Genomic DNA, 24,953 nt, shown 5'->3' with positions numbered 1-24,953 from the left:
TTAAGTCACTTATTTCTTTACCTGGAGATAGGATTGGAGGTTGGCGACATATTGCTCAAATGCATTGATGCCAACAGGGGTGATCCGGCAAATGGTTTGGGGATAGTTGTCCTTGAACTGTTTGATGATCTCAATATACCCCGCTTCCTTTAGCTTGTTCAATTGCACGCTCAGGTTGCCGGCAGTAGCATTGGTCTTCTCCCGGATAAAAGTAAACTCTGCCTCTTTTACACTGATCAGTAAAGAGACCACAGCAAGTCTTAGGGGTGTATGTAATATGGGGTCGAGATCCTTAAACATGCTTTTTTTTCTGAGCCGCCCTGCTCTGGAAGTAGAGCAGGTAACCGGGGATAAGATAACCAAATAAGATCGCCATAGCTCCCAGGAGCATATCAAATTTCATATCCGTTATCCTGAACATGGCGATACCGGCGATCCAGTTCAAAATCGCCCCGAATATCAGCGGACGGAATTTTAACGCACTGCCATGGATATACATCCAAAAGGCGTAGAGGATATAAAAGAAGCCCCAGAACTCTACATTGTCCGGCGATGCCTCGGAAGTAAAGAACAGGTTGATACCAAGAATGGTTGCAAACAGGCTGGCAAAAAATCCAACACCCATTTTATCCAGCAATGACCTGGCATAGGTAAGGTTACGATGGCGCTTCTTACGGAAGATACCGGAAAGGATCATCAGCACTACCCCAACTGGCAATACGGCATTCCATAGCCAGAAGCTCCCCTTCCAATTGAACTCAAGCGAAAGGAAGGTGCCAAAGGAGGCAATGAACAATATCCACCCCCAAAGGCGCCACCCAAAACCATTATCATTATGCTCATCCCTTGCTGCCTGGATCATTTGCTGGATCAGTTCCAGGCTCTGCTCTTCCGTCATTGTTTGTTGATCGGGCATTAAAAATTGTTTTGAACAGGATTGACCAAATATGTAATTGGAATTTAGCACAAGTTATTTGCATTGGGCTAAAAAGTATTCCGCAGCACGCTTGCCCCATGTAGGATGCAGACTTGATTTGGGTTGAAAGGTATCAAACATGGCGATCGACTTCTCGAATAAAGGAGCTGCTACTGATTTACCTCCGCCGAACTGCTCAGGAGTATAGAATTTGGATTGTGCTTCCAGGTAAACCGGTCGGGGGTTGGTCGGGTCCAGTTGTTTTGCCTTTTCAATTTGAGCGGAAGATGCCGGGCCATATTGCATCCAGCGGCTCTGTGGATCTACCATCATGTGGGCAGAGGCAATCATGCTTTTGATCACACAGATCTCACTATTCTCACCACCTGCAAGGACTTCAGCCCTTCTGATAAGGCTATCTGCCTTGTCGGCAATGGCATCCTTTTTTGAATTATCCTTGTCCATATAGGCTTGCATCACATAACAATAAGCAGCATAATAATAAGGCAGCCATTGCTCTTTCTCTGCCTGTGCGATCCTTTCAAAGGAATTGGCAGCAGGGGTAAAATCCCCGTTTTGGTAACCATTCTCCATAGTAGCGATTTGCTTTGACATGGCACTGGTATACTTATCAGACTGGGCATTTGCCAGGTTAACAACAATGAACAATACGATCGTTCCGAAGATTCTTTTCATGGTGTTTATTTTTAAAAGTTTAGTTTTTACATCCCTTCTGCCCTGATGAATCAGCATTGATCATCAGGACCCAAACTTATCAATACTTGCAAAGCCTGACCAGTTTTGCGCTGATCCCACGGTTTTCCTTACAAGTTACTGTTGATCACATCCTCCGTCCTGTCTATCCCAAAACTGATGAAGCAGCCAAGGAAGAAGAACTGGTTGGCCGGCGGCACAACGGGCCGCTTGATGCTTCCGTTAAAGGAATAGTTATAATTAAATACCTGGTCCTGGTTCAATACGTTGGTGACAGAAAGCACCCATACCACAAACTTCTTGGCATTGGGGTTACCAACCGTTGGCAGGTAGTTTACGCTAAAGCTCAGGTTGTTGTAGTTGATGGTCGTTCCCTGGTCGTAGATGGCGAACTTGTCCTCATTGCTGTTATACCTTATGTCGTAATAGGGCCTCCCGGTTGAAAAGGTATAGGAAGCATTGAACTGCGTCTTCCATTTGGTAATGAATTTCTTCAGCACCAGGGATGCAGTATGGTTGGCCGCAAAATTGGGCTGGATGGAATTGGGATAATTCAGGTAGTCGCGCCTGGTATCAAGGAAGGAATAGGATACCCAGTAATCGAAGCCCTTGAAGGTTTTTTTATCCCGCCAGAACAATTCCACGCCCTTCGCATAGCCATAACCGCTATTATCCAGCCCGGGAAAGGTCTTTACCAGGTCTTCATACTTTTTGTAGAACGCCTCAACCCGGAAAGTATTTCCCGATGTCACCTTTTGGAAATTGGCAATATAATGTGTGGACCTTGTGTAATCCAGGTTGGTATTGATCACTAATTGATTTCGCTCAGGTTTCTGGTAAAACATGCCATAGGCAAGGGACGCCTGGCCCAGGTTGCCAAGTTTATAGGCAAGGGAAATCCTTGGCACCAGGTTCGACCTCGATAAAAGGGAACTATGTTCAAACCTTGCCCCCAGTTTTGCCGCCAGGTCATTGGTGATGTAAATATCTGTCTCGGCAAATACAGCCTTGAAATGATCATCCAGGCTCCTTGCCCTGAAACTGGTATCCCGTGCTTCCAACCTGTCATGGAAATAGAGGTATTCCCCTCCGAATCGCACAGCACTCAGGCCTTTCAACTTTCGCTCCATTACCAGCTTGGTTTGGGCAAGGCTTGACCGCAGGTCGTAAGCAAAATTCTTGAGTACATAAGGCAGCCCCTGGATAGCGATCGGTTTATCATCCTGGTCCTGCAATTGGTTTCCTATATCATCCAGGTTATTGCTGTAGGATAGTCCAAGGTTCATTCGCCATTTCTTTCCCAGTTTTTCCTTCCAGGAAAGGTTCGCATACAGGTTCTGGTTAGACAACGAAAAGGCATTCTTAAGGGCGGCTGAATCAATATCTGCATTCCTGAGTCCCAACTGGTTGGCCTGGAAAGTACTGTAAAACTTGACCATGCCGCCGGTTTTCGTCTTGAATCTGAAATTAGCATCGGCATAATGGAACTGCGGCACCTTAAAATAATCCGGCCGTTGTGGCACCAGTTCAAAGTAGGGTAACAGGTTGGTATATGCGTAATTGACACCCCAGCTTGCATCCTTCTTTTTATTCAGGTGCTGGTAACCACCGTTCAATCCCACCGTTGACACCCCTATATTGGCAGATGATTGGTCCGGAAGGTCGATGGTTTCCAGGATCAGGGCAGCTGAAAGAGCCTGGCCATAGAGTGCAGAATATCCGCCTGAAGTAAAAACAGTTCCCTTGAACAGGAAGGGGGAAAACCTTCCACGTTGGGCAATATCCGGCACACTGGAATAGAAAAAATTGTTGACAAGGGTACCATCAATGAACACCTTTGCTTCCTCACCAGATCCGCCCCGCACAAACAGGCCTTCCTTTTCTCCTACCTGCTGCGTACCCGGAAGGGTCCTGATCGCCCCGGTCACATCCGCATTCGCACTAGCAGTGGTCACGATATCAATGGAGTTAAGGACAGTGGTCCTTTTGCTGTCGCTTGCCTCAAATGAACCGGCAGTCACCACCACCGCCTTCAACTCATCCGGTGCTTCCTTAAGCTGAAGGTCGAGCTTCAGGGTGGAAGAACCGATGGTGACAGGTCTTTCCAGGAGCAGGTAACCAATGGAACTCACCAATACCATCCGCTCCCCCTTCTCTTCTGTAACAAAGCTGAATCCGCCAAGAGAATCAGCCGTAGCACCATCATAACTATCCTTGATGCTGATACTGGCCCCGGCAACAGGACGCCCTTTGGTGTCTTTCACTTTTCCTTCGATCCGGGTCTGGGATAAGCCGGTAATACTGGTCAATAGCAGTACGATGCTGCAAAGGAATCGGTTCAATGGATAAAATTTTTTCCAAATGTAAACTAGTTTATGATATAAACCAATCGGGTAATAATAATTACCCATAAACCATAGTATAAAAAGGCCCGGCTAAGAATAGCCAGGCCGTTGTTGATCGTACCCTTTAAAACTATACGCTTTTGAATATCATCGGGGAGGGCGGTACGTGAATACCCTCTTTATTTCAACTATCCATTAGTTCCGGAGGATGGCAAACGCAGTGATCATTTCACTGAATTCAAGGTTATATTGGGCTTCCCCTGACCACTCCTTACCATTCTTTTTGAGGCCAAAACGAACTTTTACCGAACCTACTTCATGACTAAAGAAGGATATCTTCTCATTATAGCCATTGAAACCTGCATAACTACCTGTCATTTCCTGTTTGTTCTCTGTCCTGAACAGGGTCCCGAACTGGGTTACTTCCAGGTTATTGATCTGGCTTCCCACCACTACATTAGTTTCCCTGCCCAGGTCACATTCTATAAATGACCTGGCTTCTTCATAACCTTCCAAACCATAAAATGAAGCGATCAGGAAAGGAAGCAAAACGGGTTGTTTAGGGGCCTGCTGCCTATCAGCTGAAAGAAATGAAAAACCAAATTCGATCCATGCATCACTTTTACCCGCTTTATAATTTACCAGGGGCTGAAACGCTGTTCCATTGCCGCTTACAGGAATATCGACAGACTTGAGTTCAACATCACCGGAGTGATCATTGATGGTTACTATACAATCTATGGAGGCATTACCCAAAACATCTTTCGCCACACCCTTGAACAGGTACTGAGCGCCTTTCCCGCCATCCTTACCGCCTATCAGTTTAGCTTCACTGAAATCCAGTGTCTGCGCTGAGGCGATTGCTGATACCAGCAATGCGAAAATGATCATCCACAATTTGAAGAAAGGAACCAATGTGTTTACCAACGGGCTTGGGTTCGAATGCTTCATAACACTTTGTGTTTGGGTAACGAACTTGAACAATGCCCATAGGTATTGGAATACGAACGAAACGACTTTCGAAGGAATCGGAATGGATCAATAAAACAGGAGGATGATTGGGGTACGGTTGTCCGGAGAGGATTGGATGGATCGATTAGAGTGATACAAAGATTAACAATGAATTTGAAATATGCAAGTGGTGCAAAAAAAATATTTCAAGGCCGACAGGAATGGCTTCGGCTACCCGCTTCTGTTACCAGGTATAACTCCAACAGGCTCAATTAATCGCTGAACTCTCCCGCCCTACTCACTGAACAAAGAAAAAAGTCGATCATACTGTGTGTTAGTTCCATTACAACGCTAACTATTTCCTCTCGAAGTGGGCAATAAAAAAGCCCATCCGGTTGGATGGGCTTATATAGGGAGTTATTGTTCCTTACTTGTATTGAGCCATCAGGCCTTTAGCCAGCTCAACCATTTTGCTGATGCCATCTTCAGGAAGGTTACCCTTCTTGAACTCAGCCAGAACGTTGGGGAGTTTGTTTTCCATCTCCATCAGGAAATGCTCTTCGAACTCCTTCACGCGCTTAACAGGCACTTCACGCAACAAGCCCTGTGTACCCAGGTAAATGATGGCCACCTGCTTCTCAACAGAGAAGGGGGCATACTGGGACTGCTTCAGGATCTCTACGTTACGGGCACCCTTATCCAGTACAAGCTTGGTAGCTGCATCAAGATCACCACCGAACTTAGAGAAGGCTTCCATCTCACGATAGAGGGCCTGGTCAAGCTTCAGGGTACCGGCAACTTTCTTCATTGACTTGATCTGGGCGTTACCACCTACACGGCTAACCGAAATACCTACGTTGATCGCAGGACGGATACCGGCGTTGAACAGGTTACCTTCCAGGAAGATCTGACCGTCAGTGATCGAGATTACGTTGGTTGGGATGTACGCAGATACGTCACCAGCCTGGGTTTCAATGATCGGAAGGGCAGTAAGTGAACCACCACCTTTCACCATGTGCTTGATACTCTCAGGCAGGTCATTCATGTTGCGGGCAACCTCATCCTTGTTGATCACCTTGGCAGCACGCTCCAGCAAACGGCTATGCAGGTAGAATACGTCACCAGGGTAAGCCTCACGGCCGGGTGGACGACGCAGCAGCAGGGATACCTCACGGTAAGCTACAGCCTGCTTACTCAGGTCATCATAAACGATCAGTGCAGGACGTCCGGTATCGCGGAAGAATTCACCGATAGCGGCACCGGCAAATGGAGCATAGAACTGCTGGGGAGCAGGGTCACTCGCAGAAGCGGCAACGATGGTAGTGTATTCCATAGCGCCATTTTCTTCCAGGGTCTTCATCACACCTGCGATGGTAGAAGCTTTCTGGCCAATGGCAACATAGATACAATATACAGGCTTACCAGCCTTGAAGAATTCTTTCTGGTTGATGATGGTATCGATCGCAATAGCGGTCTTACCGGTCTGGCGGTCACCAATGATCAACTCACGCTGACCACGACCAATGGGGATCATGGCGTCGATGGCCTTGATACCAGTCTGCAGCGGCTCTTTTACCGGCTCACGGAAGATAACCCCAGGGGCCTTGCGCTCCAGTGGCATTTCATAGAGGTCGCCGGTAATGGGACCTTTACCATCGATGGGCTCACCCAAGGTGTTGATAACACGGCCTACCAGACCTTCGCCCACTTTAATAGATGCGATCTTACCGGTACGGCGAACCTTGTCGCCTTCCTTGATCTCGGAAGATTCACCCATCAATACCACACCCACATTATCTTCTTCGAGGTTCAACGCAATGGCCTTAACGCCATTAGCAAATTCAACCAGCTCACCGGAACGTACGTTACCAAGGCCGTACACGCGGGCAATACCGTCACCCACCTGCAAAACCGTACCAACTTCCTCCAGCTCAGCCGAAGTGTTGAAATTGCTCAACTGCTGGCGCAGTATCGCTGATATTTCTTCTGGTTTAATGTCTACCATGTTATCTTATTTTGATGGTTTACTTTTTTATTATCTGATTTTCTGAACGTACATGTTTTCAACAAACTGTTGTTTGATCACCTGGAGGTCGTGGCGGATGCTGGCATCATAAAGAATATCTTCTACCTGAAGCACAAATCCTCCCAGGATGTCCGGATCCACTTTTTCCCTGACTTCTAAAGTCTTGCCCTGAAATCGGGGCCTGGACTCCAACCCTTTCCTGATGTTCTCCTTCATCTCCTCTGAAATCGGCACAGCTGTTGTCAACTCGAGTACAGCAATACCTTTCATCTTGCGGTACAGTGCGTGGAAGGCTTCATTGATCTCAGTCAGCGAAGTTTCCCTGCCCTTGGTAAAGACAAGATTAAAGAAGGACTGGGTCAGGGAACTGATCTTTCCTTCAAAAATAGCCTTGAAAATGCTCACCTTCTTATCATGCTTGATAATGGGTGACAACAGAACCTGGCGAAGTTCTGCATTGGTCACAGCCTGGATGGCAGCAATATCTTGCATCACTGCTTCCACCTGGTTGGTCTCAACAGCGAGGTCCATCAGGGCCTTGGCATATCTATGGGCAACACGTGAATTACGCATCTTACAATTATTCTTTAGGTTCTTTTAGTTCTGGTTTGCTGTCAGGTCGTTGGCCAGGGTGCGGATATACTGCTCCTGGTCTGCCTTATTGGACAGCTCCTTGCGGATCACTTTCTCAGCTACTTCGATAACCATGTTGCCGATGCTGTTCTTGATATCGGTAAGGGCGGCATTCTTCTGCTGCTGGATGGAAGCCTGGGCATCAGTAATGATCTTGTTCGCTTCCAGCTTCGCCTGCTCCTTCGCTTCATTGATGATACGATCCTTGGTTTCCTTAGCTTCTTTCAGCATCTGGGCACGCTCTTCGCGGGCTTTAACCATCAGGGCTTCGTTCTCGCTCTGCAGCTGGGCCATTTCCATTTTCACCTTCTCGGCAGTAGCGATAGAATCAGCAATATTCTTCTCACGCTCATTGAGGGTAGAGATGATCGGCTTCCAGGCAAACTTCTTCAGGATGAAGAATACGATCAGGAAAGCAACCAGGGTCCAAACGAAATAACCTAAGGCAGGCAGTAACAATTCCATATTATTTACTTAAAAGTTGACAATTAACACAATTCCGTGGTCAAAAAGCGAAATAACTGCATCCTCCGCCCTGTGCTTTGGATGCAGTATTCTTTTTACGTGGATTACTTGGTCAGAACGGCCAGCAGACCCGCGATCACAGCGAACAGGGCAACACCCTCGATGAACGCTGCAGTCAGGATCATGTTACCACGAATGTCGTTAGCGGCTTCTGGCTGACGAGCGATAGACTCAACGGCACCTTTACCGATTTGTCCGATACCGATACCAGCACCGATAGCTGCCAGACCAGCACCAATAGCACCACCCAACTGAGCCATGCCTACTTCCAACAGGATGTTCATGATTGACATACAAATTGTGTTTTGTTGTTTATAAAAAAAGATTAATGTGCTTTTGCTGTTTCGTGTCCATGTGCATCATCGTGATGGTGCTCTCCTTCAAACGCCTGGCCAATGAATACCGCAGTCAGGTTGGTGAAGATGAAGGCCTGGATAAAGGCCACCAGCACTTCGATCACATAAATGAAAACGGAGAAGGCAATGGATACCGGAGAGAAACCCCAGCCGGCTACAGTGCTCATTTGTCCGAATATGAAGATCAGGGAAACGAAGCTCAGGATTACGATGTGGCCGGCGGTCATGTTCGCGAAAAGACGGATCATGAGGGCGGCTGGCTTGATGAACACACCCAGCAGTTCAACCGGGATAAGGATCAGCTTCACCAGGAAAGGCACACCGGGAGGCCAGAAGATATGGCCCCAGAAATGGCCGTTGGTGCTGAACAGGATCACGATCAGGGAGATCAGCGCCAGCAGGGCCGTGAAGGCGATATTACCGGTTACGTTCGCCGCACCAGGCAACAAGCCAAAAATATTATTGATCAGGATGAAGAAAAACACAGTCAACAGGTAGGGAAGGTACTTCTGGTACTTATGGCCCAGGTTGGGCTTGGCCACATCATCACGAACAAAGGTGATGATCGGCTCAATGGCGTTCTGGAGCCCTGTGGGTGCTTTGCCCGCACCATTCTGCTGGTACTTCTTAGCAACAGCCATCATGATCCAGATCAGCACAACAATCGCGATCAGCATCTGCACCACATTCTTGGTCATGGAAAAATCGTACACCTTCACTGACTCATCAACAGTACCGTCTTCCTTAACCGCAAGGATATGGTCATGCTCCAGCTTGTACCCTTCATGAACCGCTTCACCATGGTGGAAATGGGAAGAAGAGAACATGCTCAGCCCACGTTGGGGAGAGTAAACGATCACCGGAAGGGGAATAGTAAAATGCTTTTCACCGATGGTAAAGAAATGCCATTCATGTGAATCGGCAATGTGGTGCAGGATCGCCTCACCGGCGTTGAATTCCTGCTGCTGACCCTCTCCATGGCCTCCTTCACCGCCTTCATTCGCCATAACAGAAGTTCCCAAAAACATTAAAACTGCGCTGAAAGCCGCTACCAGTAAAGATTTGACGCTTTTCCTTGCCATGCGGGTCTAAAATTTTGCGCAAAGATAAGGAGGGAGGGGGGAATGGAGAAATTTTGGAATTGGGGAATTGGGAATTTTTGAAAATACCTGCCAGATTTCCCGGAATGCCCCTGATCCTGCCCAAAAACCCGCAGGGAAAAACCGGCATAAAACGCAGAAATCAGACTCAATCATTTAATAATCAAACAGTTAAGAAAATATCAAACACTCCTGCCCTATTCCGGCCCTGCTCCAGGAATCCGCGCCTGCCCAACCAGGATTTCCAGGGCAAGCTTAGGTCTTTACAGGCTGGTTAGCTTTAAAGCCAAAGCTCCTCTGCCATACCCTTAGCGAAGGAATATATGAGCTGTTGGTGATAACACACAACAGCGGCGCACAATAGAATTGCATCGTTACAATCAACGGCGCAGATCATTTAGGACCGCCCCCGTTGTGTTTGATGACCAAAGGGGGCGACGGGGGATACCTCATCTCATCACGCCAGCGGGCGTGGTCGCATAGGACTTCCGATGAATTTCTCTCCTACTATTCATCAGGGTCCCCTGCGGGAGACCCTGCTGAGGTGAACATGTGGGTACATAGCAGCCCCTTAGGGAGACCCCAATGGGGTTAGGAATTATTTATTTAATGGTTAGATGGCCCAGGTTGGTGTAAGGATCACATTTTCACATATCCACACCGCGCCCGCCGAAGCTTTAGCGTAGGTGGGTTTCCACATACCCTCCTACCCCGCCTTCTCCATCTTTTCAAACTGGCTCTGGTATAATTTATAATAATACCCCTGCTGCTCCATCAGCGATTCATGGTTGCCCATCTCCCGGATCTCGCCCTTATCCAGCACAATGATCTTATCGGCCCGGCGGATAGTGGAAAGCCGGTGGGCGATTACGATGGCCGTACGACCGGCGATCAGGGTATCGATGGCATGCTGGATCAGTTTCTCGCTCTCCGTATCCACACTGGAAGTGGCTTCATCCAGGATCAGGATGGAAGGATCATACAATAAAGCCCTGATAAAGGACAATAACTGTCGCTGACCCAGGGAAAGGGTGCTTCCCCGCTCCATCACCTTATAATCGTAACCACCGGGTAGCTGGAGAATAAAGTCATGCACCCCGATAAGCTTTGCGGCTCTCTCCACCTGTTCACGACTGATTTCGGGATTCCTTAAAGTAATATTGTCCAGGACCGAGCCCGAGAAAAGGAATACATCCTGCAGCACCACCCCGGTCTGCTTTCTCAGGGCATCCAGTTTATATTCTTCAATAGGCACCCCATCGATCCTGATCTGCCCTTTCTGGATATGGTAGAGGCGGTTCAGGAGGCTAATGATGGAGGTCTTGCCGCTACCTGTATGCCCTACAAGGGCAACCGTCTCCCCTGGCTCAACCGTAAAATTGATATTCTTTAGTACATACTGCTCAGGATTGTAGCCAAACCAAACATGGTCGAATTCGATCTTACCGATTGCCTTACCTGGCGCATAACTACCCTCTTGGTTAATAAAATCATCGTTATCCAGCACCTTGAATACCCTTTCGCTGGCGACCATGCCCATCTGGAGGGTATTGAACTTATCCGCGATCATGCGCAAGGGGCGGAAGAGCAGGTTCAAATAAAGAATAAAGGAGATCATTTTGCCTGCCATGGCTGCTGCTTCCTGTTCCGGCAAAAGGATGGCCTTACTGGCCCCCCACCAAACCAGGAGCCCCGTTGATACGGCCAATACGATTTCCACTACAGGAAAGAAAACCGAATAGGCAAAAATGGCCTTGATATTGGCATTCCTATGTTCCCTGTTGATGTGCTGGAATTTCTTCAATTCCCTGTCCTCTGCCGCAAAGGCCTGCACCACCTGGATCCCCGTAATATGTTCTTGCACGAAAGCATTCAATGCTGCCACGGCATTCCTCACCCTGATAAAAGAGCGGTTCACGCTTTCCTTGAACACATAGGTGGCAATGATCAGGATCGGGAAGGGCGCAAGACTCACCAGTGCCAGCTTCCAATCCACGGCAAACATGACGATTAGCACCGAGATGATGGAAAGCAGGTCGGCCACAATGGGGATCAACCCGTCACTGAATATATCATTGATGGATTCAATATCATTAATGGTCCTGGTGGTAAGGGTGCCGATCGGGGTTTTGTCGAACTGCGAGAGATTCAGGCGGATGACCTTATTGAACACTTTTACCCTCAGGTCCTTAACCACGGTTTGACCCAACCAGGCTGTGGTAAAGGAGAACATGAACCTGAACAGGGTTTCGATGGCCAGGAACACTACCTGGATGATGGTGATCCTTACCACCCAATCCAGCAGCCCATTCTTGATATAATTATTGACCGTCACCTGGATGAGGTAAGGGCGTAGGGGAGATAGAAGTGCCAATAAAATGGCGAGGGTCAGGGAAAGGTAAACCCTTCGTTTATAGGGCGCCGCGAGTTGCAAAACCCTGCGGAGTAAACTAAAGTCGAATATTTTATTACGTACCGGGACAGATGCCATCAGGCAAAGATAGGTCTTAGAATAAAGTCTTTTTGTTAAGACAAAACCCTGTACCGTTAACATGGATATCCTCCAATTCAGGCACAGGGTTATGAGTCAGGAAAATGCATTGAACCCTACCCTATTCCGCCGTCTGGTTGCGGTAGGCCTTGATGAAAATGGCACCGAGGTTTTTATAGGGAGGAATATAGTCATCGAAGCGCTCCTTGCTTTCACCGGTAAAGAGTTTGCTCAGGTCGCGCCACATCGGGATCCAGTCGATATTCTTACCATTGCGCAGCGAGGTATTGATCGCATTCAGGATAGGCTCGTTCACTGTTCTTGTACCGATCTGCTTGGAAGAAATAATATGCGCATCATTGCTGATGGTCAGCACATCGTTCAGGTTATTATAGCCTCCACAGGATCCAAGGATCACCACCCTTGCGCTGGGCATGATCTGTGCCAGTGATGATTTCACATGGTAACTATGGCCACGGTGGATGAAGATGGTAGGCTCCAGGTTGTTCTTGGCCAGGTATTCCGCAAGTTTCTCCTGGGCTTTGGCATCAGGATCATCCTCGCCATACAAGGGTTTATTGGCGAAGATCCAAACCGGCTTACCCTTGGTGGATTTGATGGTCACATAATCCGGGTTCTCCTGGATGGACCAGTCCGCTTTACCCCTGAACAGGGTCATGAAATTCGCATAGGAATTCTGCCCGTCCTTATCATCATCACCATAGAAGAACACTTGTTGCACCACCCTTCCGGCTGAATCAGTCAGGCTGTTATAGTCAACTGTATATACCGGTGCAATGCCCAATGTTGTGGACAGGTTGATATTATTGGAAGAATCTGCGGATTCAAAAAGGGTCTTCTCTATGAAGTAGATCTTTTGGCCATTCAGGTCGCCATTCTTTTGGCAACGATCATAGTTCCACCTGGCTTCCTGTAGCATGGAAGCGGCCAACTCCTTGTTCTTCTCCACAATACTGCTGTAAGCATCGGCCACATCCACTGCGTCTTCCACATTGTCGAGGTTGGTGCTTTTCTCCAGGCCGAACATGAACGACTTCATGAGCACCGTAGCATTGGAGTCCGGCATGAGTTTAAGCAGGGTATCCAACTCATTGTACGCTGCTGCCATTTTGATGAACTTCCGGAAATAATCAAAGTTCACGCTCATGAAAAGACTGTCTGTGGGTACACCCTTGAGTTTCTGGATGATCCTTTTGAACACGCCACGATAGCTGGAGGTGTAGATCTCATCCTCACCCAACACACAGAGGTAGTAGAGTTCCTGGGGATTCAGGTTTTCGATCCGTTTGAACCTTACAGGGTCAGGCGAATTGTGCAAACCGTTTATTTCAGAGATGTAATAATTCCTTGCCTTGTCGCCCATCTTTTGGATCAGGGCCTGCATTTCCATTGGGGTATCCTTCTGCAACAACCTGGCGGTATAGGAAAGGCGGGTTTTGACCATCAGTTTATAGTATTCCTGGTCATTATCCTTGACCTTGTCCAGGTCGTCCAGGGTCATCTTACCCCTGTAGATTTCATCAATGAAGGGGAAGTACTGCTGGCCGCTTTTGCTGGAGGCCATCTCGGCGATCACCTTCACCACGGGATCGGGATGGATCCTGATATACCTGGCCAGGGCATCATTGGCCGCGGCATAATCATACACCTTACGGGGATCCCTACGCGCCACTACCGCAATGAGGCTATCACGGCCGGGGTAAGTAATATTTGACCTCAGGTAGGGCATGATCCGGTCAGGGTACTGGTTCAGGAATTTGGTGGTCAGCACTTTCCTGCTGGCCGGCACCCCAATATTCTCGGGATAGGAGAAACAGTCCACGATGATCTTTCCCACCCAGTAGGTATTCCCCTGTACAATAGGTTCAATACTCTTGTTCCTCCTGTCGAGGGTAACCGCCGCATCAAAGGCCGATACAATCGAGGGACCCAAAACCGGGGAAAATTCCCTCCTATTGGTGGAACTGCCGTAGGTTTTCACGAGGATCTCCAAACCCTTCAGGTATTTTTTCTTGGCATTATCGCCCAGGGCTGAATCCAGCTCAAACTGTTTCTGGAGGGCATCTACCTGGTCGGTAAGGGCATACCTGATCTGGGAATTGATGGATTCATCATGTCCAAGGGGTACAATACCCCTTACTTTGGCACCATTGAAATTGAACAACTTTTCCTGCTCTTTATCCAGGTTTTCATGGAACAGCAGGCGACCCTTATCCACAGGATAATCGGGCCTTCCGGCCTGGGCAAGTCCCGCCGAGGCGCTGCCAAACAAAAGTAAAAAGAGTAGATTTCTAACCATAGGCATGACCATAACGACAAAACTAGGGGTCTTCGTATATCCATGGTCATAACCTTAAGTTAACAGGCTCAACCAGTTAACAATTTCATAATTAAGGCAGGACGCTACCGATATGACGGGTGGTTAACTTTGCGTAAATAAATTGTTAATGGACAACAAGGGCAAAAAGATCCTGATAGCCGACGACGAACCCGATATCCTGGAGATCATCCAGTATAACCTGGTCAACGAAGGCTACGAAGTATACACAGCAAAGGATGGAGATGAAGCACTAGCCAAGGCCAAGACCGTAAAACCCGACCTCATTATCCTGGATATCATGATGCCTAAAAGAAGCGGCGTGGAGGTTTGTGAGATCCTCCGCACCCAGCCGGCTTTTAAGGATACCCTGATCATTTTCCTGACCGCCCTCAGTGATGAAAGTTCCCAGATGAAGGGTCTGGATACCGGGGCAGACGACTATGTAAACAAGCCTATCAGTCCCAAATTACTGCTCAGCAGGGTGAATGCCCTTTTCCGAAGAATACAGAAGAAGGAGTCCGATAACAATGGCATTCTGAAAGTTGCCAATATTGTTATCGACCCGGTAAAATTCGTGGTGGAAGTAGATGGCAATGAGATCCTGCTGGCCAAGAAAGAGTTCGAACTACTTTACCTTCTCGCCTCAAGGCCGGGCAGGGTATTCCTCCGCAATGAGATCCTGAACCAGGTTTGGGGCAATGAAGTGATTGTAGGGGACCGCACCATAGATGTACATATCCGAAAGATCCGGCAAAAACTGGGACTCGATTGCATCACTACGGTGAAGGGTGTGGGCTACAAATTTGACCTCTGAACCTTTCCACCTTTAGCGCTATATTAGCCATACCATGTTTAATCTGAAAAACCTTTCCCCCAGGCAGGTAGCGGCCATCAATGCTTTCTCCATCTCACTGCTGGTTGGATTGGCCAACCTGATCCTTTTGAAGTCATGGCAGATCGCGCTGGCATCCTTTGCCGTTCTTTTCCTTGTTGCTTACCTGCTGATCTTTTATTTTCTCCAACAATTCATATACCGCAGGATAAAGCTCATTTACAAGTTTATCTACCAAACCAAGGCAACCAAAAGGGAAGAGTTCTACAATAAGTATGTCGTACCCCAAAAGAGCATCGATGAGGTTAGCCAGGATGTGGAGAAGTGGGCACAACAAAGGCAGGGGGAAATTGAATTGTTGAAAAAAAACGAAGCCTTCCGCAAGGAATTCCTCCAGAACCTGGCGCACGAATTCAAGACACCCATTTTCGCTATCCAGGGATATGTGGACACATTGCTGGGAGGTGCAATGGACAACCCGGACATCCGAAAGAAATTCCTCGAAAACACCAGCCGCAATGTTGACCGTTTGGTTAACCTGATGAACGACCTTGATGAGATATCCAGGCTGGAAAGGGGCGAGCAAGTCCTGTACAAGCAGCATTTCGTTATCCAGGACCTGATAAGGGAAGTAATGGAATCCCTCTCGATCAAGATCAACCAGAAGGAGATCATGGCTTCCATCAAGAAAGGCTGTGAATCTCCGGTAAATGTATTTGCAGATAAGGAAAAGATCAGGCAGGTATTGATCAACTTGATTGAGAACGCTACCAAATATGGAAAACCGGGCGGGTCAATTGTAGTGAGCATCTACAAAACAGACCTGGACAAGGCCCTGATCGAGATCAGCGATGACGGCATCGGCATAGAAGAAGAACACCTCCTTCGGATCTTCGAGCGTTTTTACCGGACCGATAAAGCCAGGAGCCGCGACAAGGGGGGCACAGGACTTGGTCTTGCCATCTGTAAACACATTGTGGAGGCACATGGAGAAAGTATGCATGTGCGCAGTAAACCGGATGTAGGAACGACCATAGGTTTCACACTTGCCCTGAGTTAACCATTCAGCATAAAAACTAAAATGGGGTATCCGATCTTGCGGATGCCCCATTTTAATTTGACCAGACAGCTAAAGGAATATCCATACGACAGCGACGGTGCATATACCGGCAAAAAAGCCAGGATATGGAAATACCCTGGCTACTGCATGAGAAAAAATCTTGATCTTGATGCTCAACAGTATTGACCAATTCATTGACTACTGCTGGAACAAAAATAGTATGGTCATGTTAAGCCAGTATTGTGTGAAGATTAGCGAATCATGAAGAAATGCCTTAGGGCCTAACTGCACTGGACCGCTTGCCGGTCAACAATTCCCTCGATCTTTCGGACATGGAAAAACAATACAACTGCGCATCCCTGATGCAACGGAAATGAGGGGAACAGCCTCCCTTTCCTGTAGAAAAATAAATGGTGGTATAGATATTCCCTTTTACGAAACAATAGATCTTCCCTTCTTTTGGGCAGGTGGTCGTATCAATGGTCATTGCACTGGCATCCTTCACGACAGGTGCAATGATGGAAGTGTCCGTACTACTGAAAAAGGTGAAATTCCTTTCCTCGCCAAGGGTGTCATAATAGATCACCTGCACACTGTCTGTCAGCACCAGCTCGGGGTACAAGCTTGCACCCTTCACGCGACCATCCGGCCTTTCACCGCATGCCATAGCCAACATGGAAAGCATGGACAGTATAGAATACAACAAACGCTTCATAGACTAAAAACAGAAACCGTTCCGGAAACCCGGAACGGTTTGGATTAAAGGTGAAACTTATTAATAAACGTTAGACTTCGGGTTAAAACTTGTCCAGCCTTGCAGCCAGTTGGTCGTACCAAATGCGCCTACGAAGGTAGTGGGGGTGAAAAAGTTATCCAATCCTGTAAAGTCTGTGCCAGTCAAGGCAGGAGAACCAGCCTTGGGAAGGAAATTAGGAGCAGTCAGGTTGAATGGGTCCGTCAACTGAACATCATCACGGGAAGCGAAAGTGCGACAACCGTCTACAGTTTCTGCTTTGGTCTTGATGTCAGCACTGGACATCACACCCTGTGCAGCAGCATCCTGCGCATTGTAAGGCTTGGCATAAACAGCAACGATATTGTTCTTGAACTCAGACAAACCATCCTTATAAGCCTGTGCAGTAGCCGCAGACTCCATGGAGAAGCCGGCCTTCCTATGTCCCATGAGGATGGAGTTGCGCAGGACAAAACGGGTAGCCCTTCTCCAACGGTTGCTAAAGCCGTGGTTGGAAGAAGATCCAGTGGTATCATAAGGTCCGATCAGGGTAAGGTTGGAAAGGACAGGACGGGTAAAAGGCTCTACCAGGTCACCCGCTCCGTTATTGTCACACTCTATACCATTAGCCTGGTCAGTATCAGAAGGCTTATCGCGAAGGGCAACGGCATACTGGATCTTACCCACATAACCGAAATCAAAATCATAGTCATCATCCATGGTTCCAATTGCTACCAGGTTCTTACAATTCACTGTTCCCCCAAAGAATTCGAATGCATCGTCAGCACCGTAGGAAACCTGGACATTCTCAATGGTAGTCCCTGAACCTACACCGGCAAGGGTAAGGCCATTGATCTCGGAGCCGGGTTCAGCCGCAATACCAGAGAATTCAATGCGCACATATTTCAAACTGCCGCTATTGTCATTCGCTACGGTTCCGCCATAAGGACGGTTAACACCGCCTTCCACGATCGGAGCAGGTGAAGTAGGCCTGTTGGTAGGGGCATTACCTAACAGGATAACACCACCCCAATCACCAGGACTGCGCTCGCCGGGAGCTTTTCCAGAGGTAAACACGATAGGTTCTGAAGGGGTTCCTTCAGCAATCAATTTAGAACCACGCTCAATGATCAGGGCTCCCTTCAGGGTAACATCACTTTTAATGATAGTGCCTGGCTCAATGGTAAGGATAGCGCCATTGTTCACATATACATATCCCTTCAGGATCCATGTTCCCTTTTTCAGGGTAGTGCTCTGGTCAATAGTTCCGGTAAGCACATTGGAATTAGGGTCTACAGGCGGATTAGTCACTTGTTCATCACCTACTTCCACTTTTATACAAGAAGCGAAAGACAAGGCACTGATCGCTGCAATGGTTATTTGTTTAAGCAATTTCATATCAGATCGCGTTTAATTTTTTTGTTTTCAGTTTAGGTTGCTATGTTATTTTTTCAGGTCGAAATCATAAGTAAAGCCTACAGAGATGGTGGAACCCGGACGATAGCTGCTGAACATCCTGTCATTGCCATTGAACTCCTTGCTGCCACCTACATTCTCATAGAGGTAGATAGGATTATTCAGGATATCTGAGAAGGTAAGTTTCAGTTCTCCCTTCTTATCCAGGATACGCTTTGACAACTGGAAATCCAGCAAATGACGGGGGCGTTCATAGATATCAGGGAATTCGGTATTCCCTACCAATGCCAGGCGGGGTCCGATTCGGTTATACAAGATGGTGGCATTCAGGTATTTCTCAGAAGAATACTGGATACCCGCATTGATCAGGTAAGGCGACTGGCCCTGGATAGGACGGTTACTGTTCACGGGCTGGCCGGAAACCTCATCCGGGAAACTTACATCGGAGAAGAGGTAGGTTAGGTTACCAAAGGCGGTCACATTCTTCCAGAACTGGCTACCCTTGCTGAGGAAGCCCATATTCTTCCTGATCTCCAGTTCCGCACCATAGGTATTGGCACTTCCGGCATTCTGGTAGAAGTACAAACGACGGTCCGCATTGGAACCCGGGTCAAGCCTGAATTCGATCGGGTCAGTGAAGCTCTTGTAAAATGCCCCAATGCTGAAGGTCTCACCAGCTGCTGGATACATTTCATAACGCAGGTCAAGGTTCAGGATCTTGGTACGCTTCAGGTCAGGATTACCGGATACACCATAGTTCGCTTCATAATCGAAGAACGCGAAAGGCGCGATCTCACGAAACTCCGGACGGGCAACCGTTTGGAAAGCTGCGAAACGGAGGTTATTCCTGGTATTCAGCGACCAGGTCAGGTTAAGTGAAGGAAGGAAGTCCCATGTTTCTGTGTTGAGGTTTACTTCCTTGGCGTCCAATTCCGTGTTCAGGTATTGCTCAAAGAACTCCAATCTAGCACCCCATACCAACCTGATATCATCACTGAGTTTGTTATCAAATAAAAGGAAGCCGGAGTTGATCGCGGAGATCCCATAATACTTATCCTGCGAGTTGGTGAACTCATCCAACACGAATCCACCCCTGCGGATATTGTCAGTAAGGAAGATCTTATCAAATGGCAGGGAGGCCAGGTCTTTATCGAATGACTCGATCGGCGGGGTCTCAATATAGCGGAAGATGCGTGAGTTGAAGTCCCTGAAACGAACAATGGAAGATCCGCCGAACTTAAGGTTGTGCTTCTGTTTGAACAACTCAAACGGTACAGTAAAGGCACCGGAAGCGGTCAGGGTATGGTCTTTCAGGTCAGAAAAAAATCGACGGGTATCATCGGGGTCGATCTCAAACTCATTCGCAGTGCTGGATTTTACATACTGCTGTGTCCTAAGGTCAGGCTGTGTACGGGTTACCAGTGAATAACCGGCATTCCACCTGAACTTGATGCGCTTCCAGTTCAACTGGTGATCACCCTCCAGCTGGCCGCTGTAAAAACTACGTTGGTTCAGGAAGGAAGAATAAAAGTTAATATCCTGGTTCCTGTTGGTGTTAAACCCATTTCGCTCGAAGAAGTTATCATCAAAGAACCTGTTGAAAATATTCTTGAAGGAAATCTTATTGTTCTTCTGGGAGTAGGTAAGGTTAACAAGGGCCCCGATATTGGTCTGGTACCTGTTCTGGTTATCGAGGAAATTAAAGATGGGGGTACCATCGGCCTGGTTGAACTGGCGGCTTACATCATAACGCAATTGGGCATTACGGTAAACCACAGAAGCGATGAAACCAAGTTTCGCATCATTCTTCAGGCTTTTGGCAGAACCGTAGGAAATATTGTATTGCTGGATGGGCAGGGCAGTAACAGTCTGTTGCTGGTAAACCTGGTCATTGAAGAGTTTGGATTTTTCTACCTGCTGGTCGGTTGTCAAACCTGCATATTCCACCCTGGTGGCGGGAAAGCCTGCTGGCAACTTACGGTTACCATTATCCCAACCCAGCCAGTCAGTACTGCTACGGGGATTGCTGGTAAAATCCTTGAATGCAGAGTTGGTATTGAAACCTAACTGGGCACCTATGGAAAGGAAATTCCTGGAAGGGACATCCTTTGTTTGAACCTGTATCAGACCACCTGCAAACTCACCGGTCAGCTCAGGAGTAGCCGTTTTGTTGATAATGATATTATCAATCATATTGGCGGGGATCACATCGAAAGAGAAAGCCTTCCTGTCAGGTTCAGAGCTTGGTAACTGTGCATTATTGATGAATGCTGCGTTATAACGGTCACTCAAACCACGAACGATCACAAATTTATTATCCTGTATACTGGCACCACTTACGCGCTTCAGTACTTCGCCGGTAGTACGGTCAGGAGTCCGCTTGATCAGGTCGGCCGCAATACCGCTGGATACTGCCGTATTATTCCTTTGGAGGTTGATCAGGGCGCTGGTGGTTTCCTTTTTCACAGAGGTCCTTACCACTACTTCTCCCAATTCAGACTTGGTTTCCAGCACTACGGTAACAGTATTGTCATCACCCGCCTTTACTTCAACATCTTCTAAAGATTTGGAGCTATAGCCGGCACTGGAAACCTGGATCGTATATTTCTTGCCAACTTCCAACAAGAAAGAAAAACGTCCTTCTACATCGGCTGCGGTCTTACGCTGGGTGCCAGGGATGATAACTGTTGCGCCTGGAACAGCTTCATTACGGGTATTGATTACTTTACCACTGAGTTTAACTGTTGTTTGTGCCAACACCGGCAGGTAAGCCACCAACACCAACAACAACAGACTGAGTAATTTTTTGCTCACAACTAAGGTAATTTATTTGTGCGCAAAACTACCAGCCCAATGTTACCGCCCTGTTAATCGAGGATTAACGAATTGTGACGCCAGTATTACCGGAATGTTACCAACCCTCTTGAAAGGATTAGAATTTGAATTGCAACCTGCAAGTCAGTACATTATCTTTCAGGTCTTTCTCGAAGCCGTTCAACGAAGTGCTTTCATTCTTCACCCAATCATACCATAACACCAGCTTCAGGTTATCACTCATATAATAGATATAGCCTGCACCAAGTGTGTTGTAGCGGATATCTGCACTGGTGAAATTGCCGGCTTCCTTATTGATCTGTGTTCCGGACACTTTTGTATTAGGGTCATACCAATCGTATTTCACCCCCAACTGGTGTTTCCCAATGGAATGAAGTAAATAGAAGAATGCCCCATTGAAAGGCCTGACATAAATTGGATCACCTGGCGGGACTCCCGGGGTTTCACTGGTCTGGGCTGTGGAAGATTGGGTACCTTTCCAATATTCGGCCCTAAGGATGGTTGAACCCTTGCCGCGCTTGAGTTCCCATTGGATATCTGCCCCGGCATATTTCCGCGGTGCCTTTGACCCAACATTGGACCCTGATGAATCGACCTGGTATAAAGGCTTGCCATTTTCACTGGCCATGGTATAGCGGTACTTTGAATTTTCCACAAAACCACCATTCAGGTAAGACAATCCACCAGATAGTTTAACACTGTTCCCTACTTTCCTTGGTTTCACACTGGCCCTGGTAATAAAATCCTTATAAGAATCATACTCTGCCGGTCCCGCTAATCCCTGTCCATTAAAAATCCCTGCGTCGATCTTTAACCAGCTCCATTTATGGCCCTTCTTTCTCGGTTCAAAACTCAGCATGGCACCCAGGTCGCGCTCTGTTTTCATCAGGATCTGGGACATCCGGCCCCTTTCAGGAGACTCCCTGTCTTGCGAAGAAAGGTTTACTTCATACCCGAAAGGCCTGGCAAACATACCCATGGCCAGACCAAAGACCTCAAACTTGTTCTCGTATACCCGACCCCAAAGATCGCGGATAAATACACCGCGCTCTGTACCATCTATCTGGATCACAAAATGAACGGAAGCCTTATCATCCTTATTGAACCTTGCGTAGTCAAAACGGAAACGACCCCGCCTGAGCATGAAGCGATTGTTTGAATTAGCGGGAAAATCAGGCCCGCTATATGTTTTTGCCCCCTTTTCCTGTATCCATTGAAATTGGGGCTGGATATAGCCGCTGATACGGAGGTAATTGTATTTCTGGTAAAGGCCAAGCATATTCTTACCCATATCCTTGCTGGTATCCACCATATCCATGAGGAATTGGGCTCTGGCCTCCAAACCGGCCAGCGACAGCAGAAGAATGATGAAAAAGGCAATTCGTAGCCTGGCCATATGAATTAGTAACATATAATAATGTAGTTGAAATAAAGCTAAGTCCATTCCATAGAATACATAAAAGCAAGCAGGTTATACCTATCCGGTACAACCTGCTTATTCTTAAACGGCTGAAAATGCTATTTAAAAATTCACCTGGGCCTGGAGCCTCAGCAGGCGTCCATTCTGGTGATTGACAGGTGTCCTCCCATCCTCAAAACGACGGTCTGATATGGTATACATGGCCACAAATTCGAAGTTCCTGTTCACCTGCCACTCTACCCCAAGCTCAAACTCCTTTACACCGTATGACCTGGTATCCAACTCGTGCTTCTTGCCGCCATCATAGTATTGGAACCTGCTGAAGGGTATGAGGACATGATTTCCGGGCTTAAGCATATAGCTTGCCAGGATGTAGCCCCCATTCAAGCCGGTTTGACGGATAGAATTGGTTGCAGGGTCATATTCGGGACCAGTTCCCCAATTGTATTCAGCCTGGATACCAAAGGGTTGGGGATACAAAACAAAGGTCAGGCCAACGCGCTCATCTTTGTAAGATCCATTGGGATTGACAACTTTTACACCCCTGGAAGTATCAGAAACAACATATTTACCTGTATACGCCTGGATACCTGCTTCAATAATCTGGCCATTCTTCAGTTTGGTTGGCCAGGTAAAACGACCTACCACATGTGGGGAGTTATTCAGTTCCGGACGGTTGGCAGTCTGACCATTATATAGACCGAATCCAACGATACCATAATCTCCGGAACCCTTCAATCCATCACTCACCAAACTCGCCAGTAGTTCCCGCTTTTCGGCAGGTGCCCAGTACAGGAATGCACCCAGGTCCCGCTCATTGGATAAGGGACTATTCAAGGCATCATTACGGTCAAGGGGCAATCGGTTCTGGCTACTCTGCATATTCTCAAACCCAAAAGGCACCTTACTCTGGCCAAGCCTTACCCTGAACTCTTTTTTCTTGTCAAAGGCCACATCAAAATAGGCATCCCTGATCTGGCCGAAATGAAGACCCGTAGTTGAAGCGGATGAAGCAAAGTCAGGCTGGATATACAAGTAAACCCTGTCAGAGATATTACCACTAATGATCACCCTTATCCGGCGGAGGAAGAATCCGCCATTCTCGCCCCAACTGCGGTCGCATTGTTCGCATTTGAGTTTAGGGTTTGTCTCCAGAAGCCTGTTGTAGCGCACTTGTGCATAACCCCTGATGCTGAAAGTCTCATACCACTTTTTTGGTGGCTGTGGCTTTGCTGTCTTAAGGGTGTCCTGTGCACCTGCAGTGTAGGATTGAAAAAGTGCAACCGATAATATTATTGCCATTTTCGCTAACCACCCAGAGTCCAATGTTAATTTCATATGAAGTAATTATTAACAGCGCGCAAAGGTAGCCTTCCGCATCTGGCAGGTAGGTCGAGTTGGTGTTAAGAAATCATTACCAATATTAACTTTTGATGATGTTTGTGTTAACAACATATCCAGTGACAAAAATCACACAAGCCGATAAAAATCTTTCCCGGCTTGATTTTCAGCCGGAATGAACTCCTATGTTAAGAAATTATTACCAAACACCCGGGAGCTATATCAACCATATAAGGGGAGTATTTTTGCGCAAATTTTTACTATGGCTCTTAACATCCTAAAACTATTCACCCCCAAGGATAAAGTTTTCTATTCCTTGTTTGAAGAAGTAGCCAACACAGTGGCCAAAATGGGCCGACTGATGAAAGACGTGGTTAGCGAAACCGATTTTGACAAAAGGGCGAGCCTGATCGCCAAGATGGAAGACCTGGAACACGTTAACGACGACCTGACCCACAAGATCTTCACCGAATTGGGAAGGAACTTTATCACCCCATTCGACCGCGAGGATATCCACTACCTGGCAACCGCCCTGGATGATATTGCCGACTACATCTTCGCTTCTGCCAAGAAGATCAATTTCTATAAGGTTAACCCCAACGATCCGGGCATCCAGAAAATGGCTGACCTGATCGAACAAGGTGCTGAGCAGATCAAAAACGCCGTAATTGAACTGCGCAATATGAAGAATATGCGCCAGATCACTGATGCCCTGGTAAAAGTAAACAGCATCGAGAACCAGGCCGACGATATTTTCGACCTCAGCATCGATCGCTTGTTTGAAACAGAGCCAGATGCCAAGGAAGTGATCAAGAAGCGCGAGATCTACCAGGTTATGGAGATCGTGACCGATAAGTGCGAAGACGCTGCCAACGTGATCGAGTCCATCATTATCAAATACGCCTAATAATAATGAGA

Annotated in this window: 20 protein-coding genes; 3 read left to right on the top strand and 17 right to left on the bottom strand. The window is 47.5% G+C overall.

Annotated elements, in window-relative coordinates; genetic code table 11:
• Nucleotides 1-9: 9 nt before the first annotated feature.
• The 12 genes from KJS94_RS17105 to KJS94_RS17050 form a co-directional block, all read right to left on the bottom strand.
• Complete coding sequence (locus KJS94_RS17105) at nucleotides 10-300, bottom strand: winged helix-turn-helix domain-containing protein (RefSeq protein WP_214449227.1); 291 nt, start codon at nucleotides 298-300, stop codon at nucleotides 10-12.
• Nucleotides 293-916: a hypothetical protein gene (locus tag KJS94_RS17100; RefSeq protein WP_214449228.1), complete on the bottom strand. Its 624-nt coding sequence runs from the start codon at nucleotides 914-916 to the stop codon at nucleotides 293-295. Before KJS94_RS17100 ends, KJS94_RS17105 begins: the two co-directional genes overlap by 8 nt.
• Nucleotides 917-970: 54 nt before the next feature.
• A complete protein-coding gene (locus KJS94_RS17095) occupies nucleotides 971-1,612 on the bottom strand; it encodes a hypothetical protein (protein WP_214449229.1) in 642 nt (213 codons plus the stop codon).
• Nucleotides 1,613-1,740: 128 nt separating this feature from the next.
• The gene (locus KJS94_RS17090) at nucleotides 1,741-3,972 is read right to left on the bottom strand and encodes a TonB-dependent receptor (RefSeq protein WP_239804204.1); all 2,232 of its coding nucleotides are present in this window, start codon (nucleotides 3,970-3,972) and stop codon (nucleotides 1,741-1,743) included.
• A gap of 198 nt (nucleotides 3,973-4,170) precedes the next feature.
• The gene (locus KJS94_RS17085; RefSeq protein ID WP_214449231.1) at nucleotides 4,171-4,926 is read right to left on the bottom strand and encodes a hypothetical protein; all 756 of its coding nucleotides are present in this window, start codon (nucleotides 4,924-4,926) and stop codon (nucleotides 4,171-4,173) included.
• Between the two features lie 427 nt (nucleotides 4,927-5,353).
• Nucleotides 5,354-6,931, bottom strand: a complete 1,578-nt coding sequence (atpA, locus tag KJS94_RS17080; RefSeq protein ID WP_214449232.1) for a F0F1 ATP synthase subunit alpha — start codon at nucleotides 6,929-6,931, stop codon at nucleotides 5,354-5,356.
• 30 nt (nucleotides 6,932-6,961) lie between these two features.
• Nucleotides 6,962-7,525, bottom strand: a complete 564-nt coding sequence (gene atpH / locus KJS94_RS17075) for an ATP synthase F1 subunit delta (RefSeq protein ID WP_214449233.1) — start codon at nucleotides 7,523-7,525, stop codon at nucleotides 6,962-6,964.
• 24 nt (nucleotides 7,526-7,549) lie between these two features.
• Nucleotides 7,550-8,050 carry a F0F1 ATP synthase subunit B gene (gene atpF, locus KJS94_RS17070; RefSeq protein ID WP_214449234.1) on the bottom strand — a complete coding sequence of 167 codons (501 nt, stop codon included), beginning with the start codon at nucleotides 8,048-8,050 and terminating at the stop codon, nucleotides 7,550-7,552.
• 104 nt (nucleotides 8,051-8,154) lie between these two features.
• Entirely contained in the window at nucleotides 8,155-8,403 is a 249-nt protein-coding gene (gene atpE / locus KJS94_RS17065) for an ATP synthase F0 subunit C (protein ID WP_214449235.1), read from the bottom strand.
• A gap of 32 nt (nucleotides 8,404-8,435) precedes the next feature.
• Nucleotides 8,436-9,548, bottom strand: coding sequence for a F0F1 ATP synthase subunit A (gene atpB / locus KJS94_RS17060; protein ID WP_214449236.1), 1,113 nt, complete (start codon nucleotides 9,546-9,548; stop codon nucleotides 8,436-8,438).
• A 724-nt stretch (nucleotides 9,549-10,272) separates the two neighbouring features.
• A complete protein-coding gene (locus KJS94_RS17055; RefSeq protein WP_214449237.1) occupies nucleotides 10,273-12,057 on the bottom strand; it encodes an ABC transporter ATP-binding protein in 1,785 nt (594 codons plus the stop codon).
• 121 nt (nucleotides 12,058-12,178) lie between these two features.
• Nucleotides 12,179-14,377, bottom strand: a complete 2,199-nt coding sequence (locus tag KJS94_RS17050) for a hypothetical protein (RefSeq protein ID WP_214449238.1) — start codon at nucleotides 14,375-14,377, stop codon at nucleotides 12,179-12,181.
• Between the two features lie 148 nt (nucleotides 14,378-14,525).
• On the opposite strand from KJS94_RS17050, the gene KJS94_RS17045 reads away from it, so the two are divergent.
• Both KJS94_RS17045 and KJS94_RS17040 read left to right on the top strand, forming a co-directional pair.
• Nucleotides 14,526-15,212, top strand: coding sequence for a response regulator (locus tag KJS94_RS17045; RefSeq protein ID WP_214449239.1), 687 nt, complete (start codon nucleotides 14,526-14,528; stop codon nucleotides 15,210-15,212).
• Nucleotides 15,213-15,246: 34 nt separating this feature from the next.
• Nucleotides 15,247-16,290 carry a sensor histidine kinase gene (locus KJS94_RS17040; RefSeq protein WP_214449240.1) on the top strand — a complete coding sequence of 348 codons (1,044 nt, stop codon included), beginning with the start codon at nucleotides 15,247-15,249 and terminating at the stop codon, nucleotides 16,288-16,290.
• 274 nt (nucleotides 16,291-16,564) lie between these two features.
• Here KJS94_RS17040 and KJS94_RS17035 read toward each other — a convergent pair whose 3' ends face one another.
• The 5 genes from KJS94_RS17035 to KJS94_RS17015 all read right to left on the bottom strand — a co-directional run bounded on the left by KJS94_RS17035 (nucleotide 16,565) and on the right by KJS94_RS17015 (nucleotide 24,032).
• A complete protein-coding gene (locus KJS94_RS17035; RefSeq protein WP_214449241.1) occupies nucleotides 16,565-17,005 on the bottom strand; it encodes a hypothetical protein in 441 nt (146 codons plus the stop codon).
• Between the two features lie 60 nt (nucleotides 17,006-17,065).
• Nucleotides 17,066-18,421: a beta-helix domain-containing protein gene (locus KJS94_RS17030; RefSeq protein WP_214449242.1), complete on the bottom strand. Its 1,356-nt coding sequence runs from the start codon at nucleotides 18,419-18,421 to the stop codon at nucleotides 17,066-17,068.
• 45 nt (nucleotides 18,422-18,466) lie between these two features.
• Complete coding sequence (locus KJS94_RS17025) at nucleotides 18,467-21,253, bottom strand: TonB-dependent receptor (RefSeq protein ID WP_214449243.1); 2,787 nt, start codon at nucleotides 21,251-21,253, stop codon at nucleotides 18,467-18,469.
• Between the two features lie 118 nt (nucleotides 21,254-21,371).
• Nucleotides 21,372-22,685: a porin gene (locus tag KJS94_RS17020; RefSeq protein WP_239804203.1), complete on the bottom strand. Its 1,314-nt coding sequence runs from the start codon at nucleotides 22,683-22,685 to the stop codon at nucleotides 21,372-21,374.
• A 111-nt stretch (nucleotides 22,686-22,796) separates the two neighbouring features.
• A complete protein-coding gene (locus tag KJS94_RS17015) occupies nucleotides 22,797-24,032 on the bottom strand; it encodes a porin (protein WP_214449245.1) in 1,236 nt (411 codons plus the stop codon).
• A gap of 265 nt (nucleotides 24,033-24,297) precedes the next feature.
• On the opposite strand from KJS94_RS17015, the gene KJS94_RS17010 reads away from it, so the two are divergent.
• Nucleotides 24,298-24,942 (top strand): DUF47 domain-containing protein, encoded by a 645-nt coding sequence (locus KJS94_RS17010; protein ID WP_214449246.1) that lies wholly within the window; start codon nucleotides 24,298-24,300, stop codon nucleotides 24,940-24,942.
• Nucleotides 24,943-24,953: the final 11 nt, after the last annotated feature.

The sequence above is a fragment of the Flavihumibacter rivuli genome, from assembly GCF_018595685.2.
GTDB classification, from domain to species: Bacteria; Bacteroidota; Bacteroidia; order Chitinophagales; family Chitinophagaceae; genus Flavihumibacter; species Flavihumibacter rivuli.
The sequence above is the reverse complement of the archived record's forward strand: the minus strand, read 5'-3'. Positions and strand labels throughout refer to the sequence as shown.

What these genes read in the sequence shown, in the direction of transcription:
- KJS94_RS17020 (WP_239804203.1), bottom strand. Translation starts at nt 22,685, where the DNA reads ATGTTACTAATTCATATGGCCAGGCTACGAATTGCCTTTTTCATCATT.
- KJS94_RS17095 (WP_214449229.1), bottom strand. Translation starts at nt 1,612, where the DNA reads ATGAAAAGAATCTTCGGAACGATCGTATTGTTCATTGTTGTTAACCTG.
- KJS94_RS17040 (WP_214449240.1), top strand. Translation starts at nt 15,247, where the DNA reads ATGTTTAATCTGAAAAACCTTTCCCCCAGGCAGGTAGCGGCCATCAAT.
- KJS94_RS17045 (WP_214449239.1), top strand. Translation starts at nt 14,526, where the DNA reads ATGGACAACAAGGGCAAAAAGATCCTGATAGCCGACGACGAACCCGAT.
- atpB (WP_214449236.1), bottom strand. Translation starts at nt 9,548, where the DNA reads ATGGCAAGGAAAAGCGTCAAATCTTTACTGGTAGCGGCTTTCAGCGCA.
- KJS94_RS17055 (WP_214449237.1), bottom strand. Translation starts at nt 12,057, where the DNA reads ATGGCATCTGTCCCGGTACGTAATAAAATATTCGACTTTAGTTTACTC.
- KJS94_RS17015 (WP_214449245.1), bottom strand. Translation starts at nt 24,032, where the DNA reads ATGAAATTAACATTGGACTCTGGGTGGTTAGCGAAAATGGCAATAATA.
- atpA (WP_214449232.1), bottom strand. Translation starts at nt 6,931, where the DNA reads ATGGTAGACATTAAACCAGAAGAAATATCAGCGATACTGCGCCAGCAG.
- KJS94_RS17050 (WP_214449238.1), bottom strand. Translation starts at nt 14,377, where the DNA reads ATGGTTAGAAATCTACTCTTTTTACTTTTGTTTGGCAGCGCCTCGGCG.
- KJS94_RS17010 (WP_214449246.1), top strand. Translation starts at nt 24,298, where the DNA reads ATGGCTCTTAACATCCTAAAACTATTCACCCCCAAGGATAAAGTTTTC.
- KJS94_RS17105 (WP_214449227.1), bottom strand. Translation starts at nt 300, where the DNA reads ATGTTTAAGGATCTCGACCCCATATTACATACACCCCTAAGACTTGCT.
- KJS94_RS17100 (WP_214449228.1), bottom strand. Translation starts at nt 916, where the DNA reads ATGCCCGATCAACAAACAATGACGGAAGAGCAGAGCCTGGAACTGATC.
- atpE (WP_214449235.1), bottom strand. Translation starts at nt 8,403, where the DNA reads ATGTCAATCATGAACATCCTGTTGGAAGTAGGCATGGCTCAGTTGGGT.
- KJS94_RS17035 (WP_214449241.1), bottom strand. Translation starts at nt 17,005, where the DNA reads ATGAAGCGTTTGTTGTATTCTATACTGTCCATGCTTTCCATGTTGGCT.
- atpF (WP_214449234.1), bottom strand. Translation starts at nt 8,050, where the DNA reads ATGGAATTGTTACTGCCTGCCTTAGGTTATTTCGTTTGGACCCTGGTT.
- KJS94_RS17030 (WP_214449242.1), bottom strand. Translation starts at nt 18,421, where the DNA reads ATGAAATTGCTTAAACAAATAACCATTGCAGCGATCAGTGCCTTGTCT.
- KJS94_RS17085 (WP_214449231.1), bottom strand. Translation starts at nt 4,926, where the DNA reads ATGAAGCATTCGAACCCAAGCCCGTTGGTAAACACATTGGTTCCTTTC.
- atpH (WP_214449233.1), bottom strand. Translation starts at nt 7,525, where the DNA reads ATGCGTAATTCACGTGTTGCCCATAGATATGCCAAGGCCCTGATGGAC.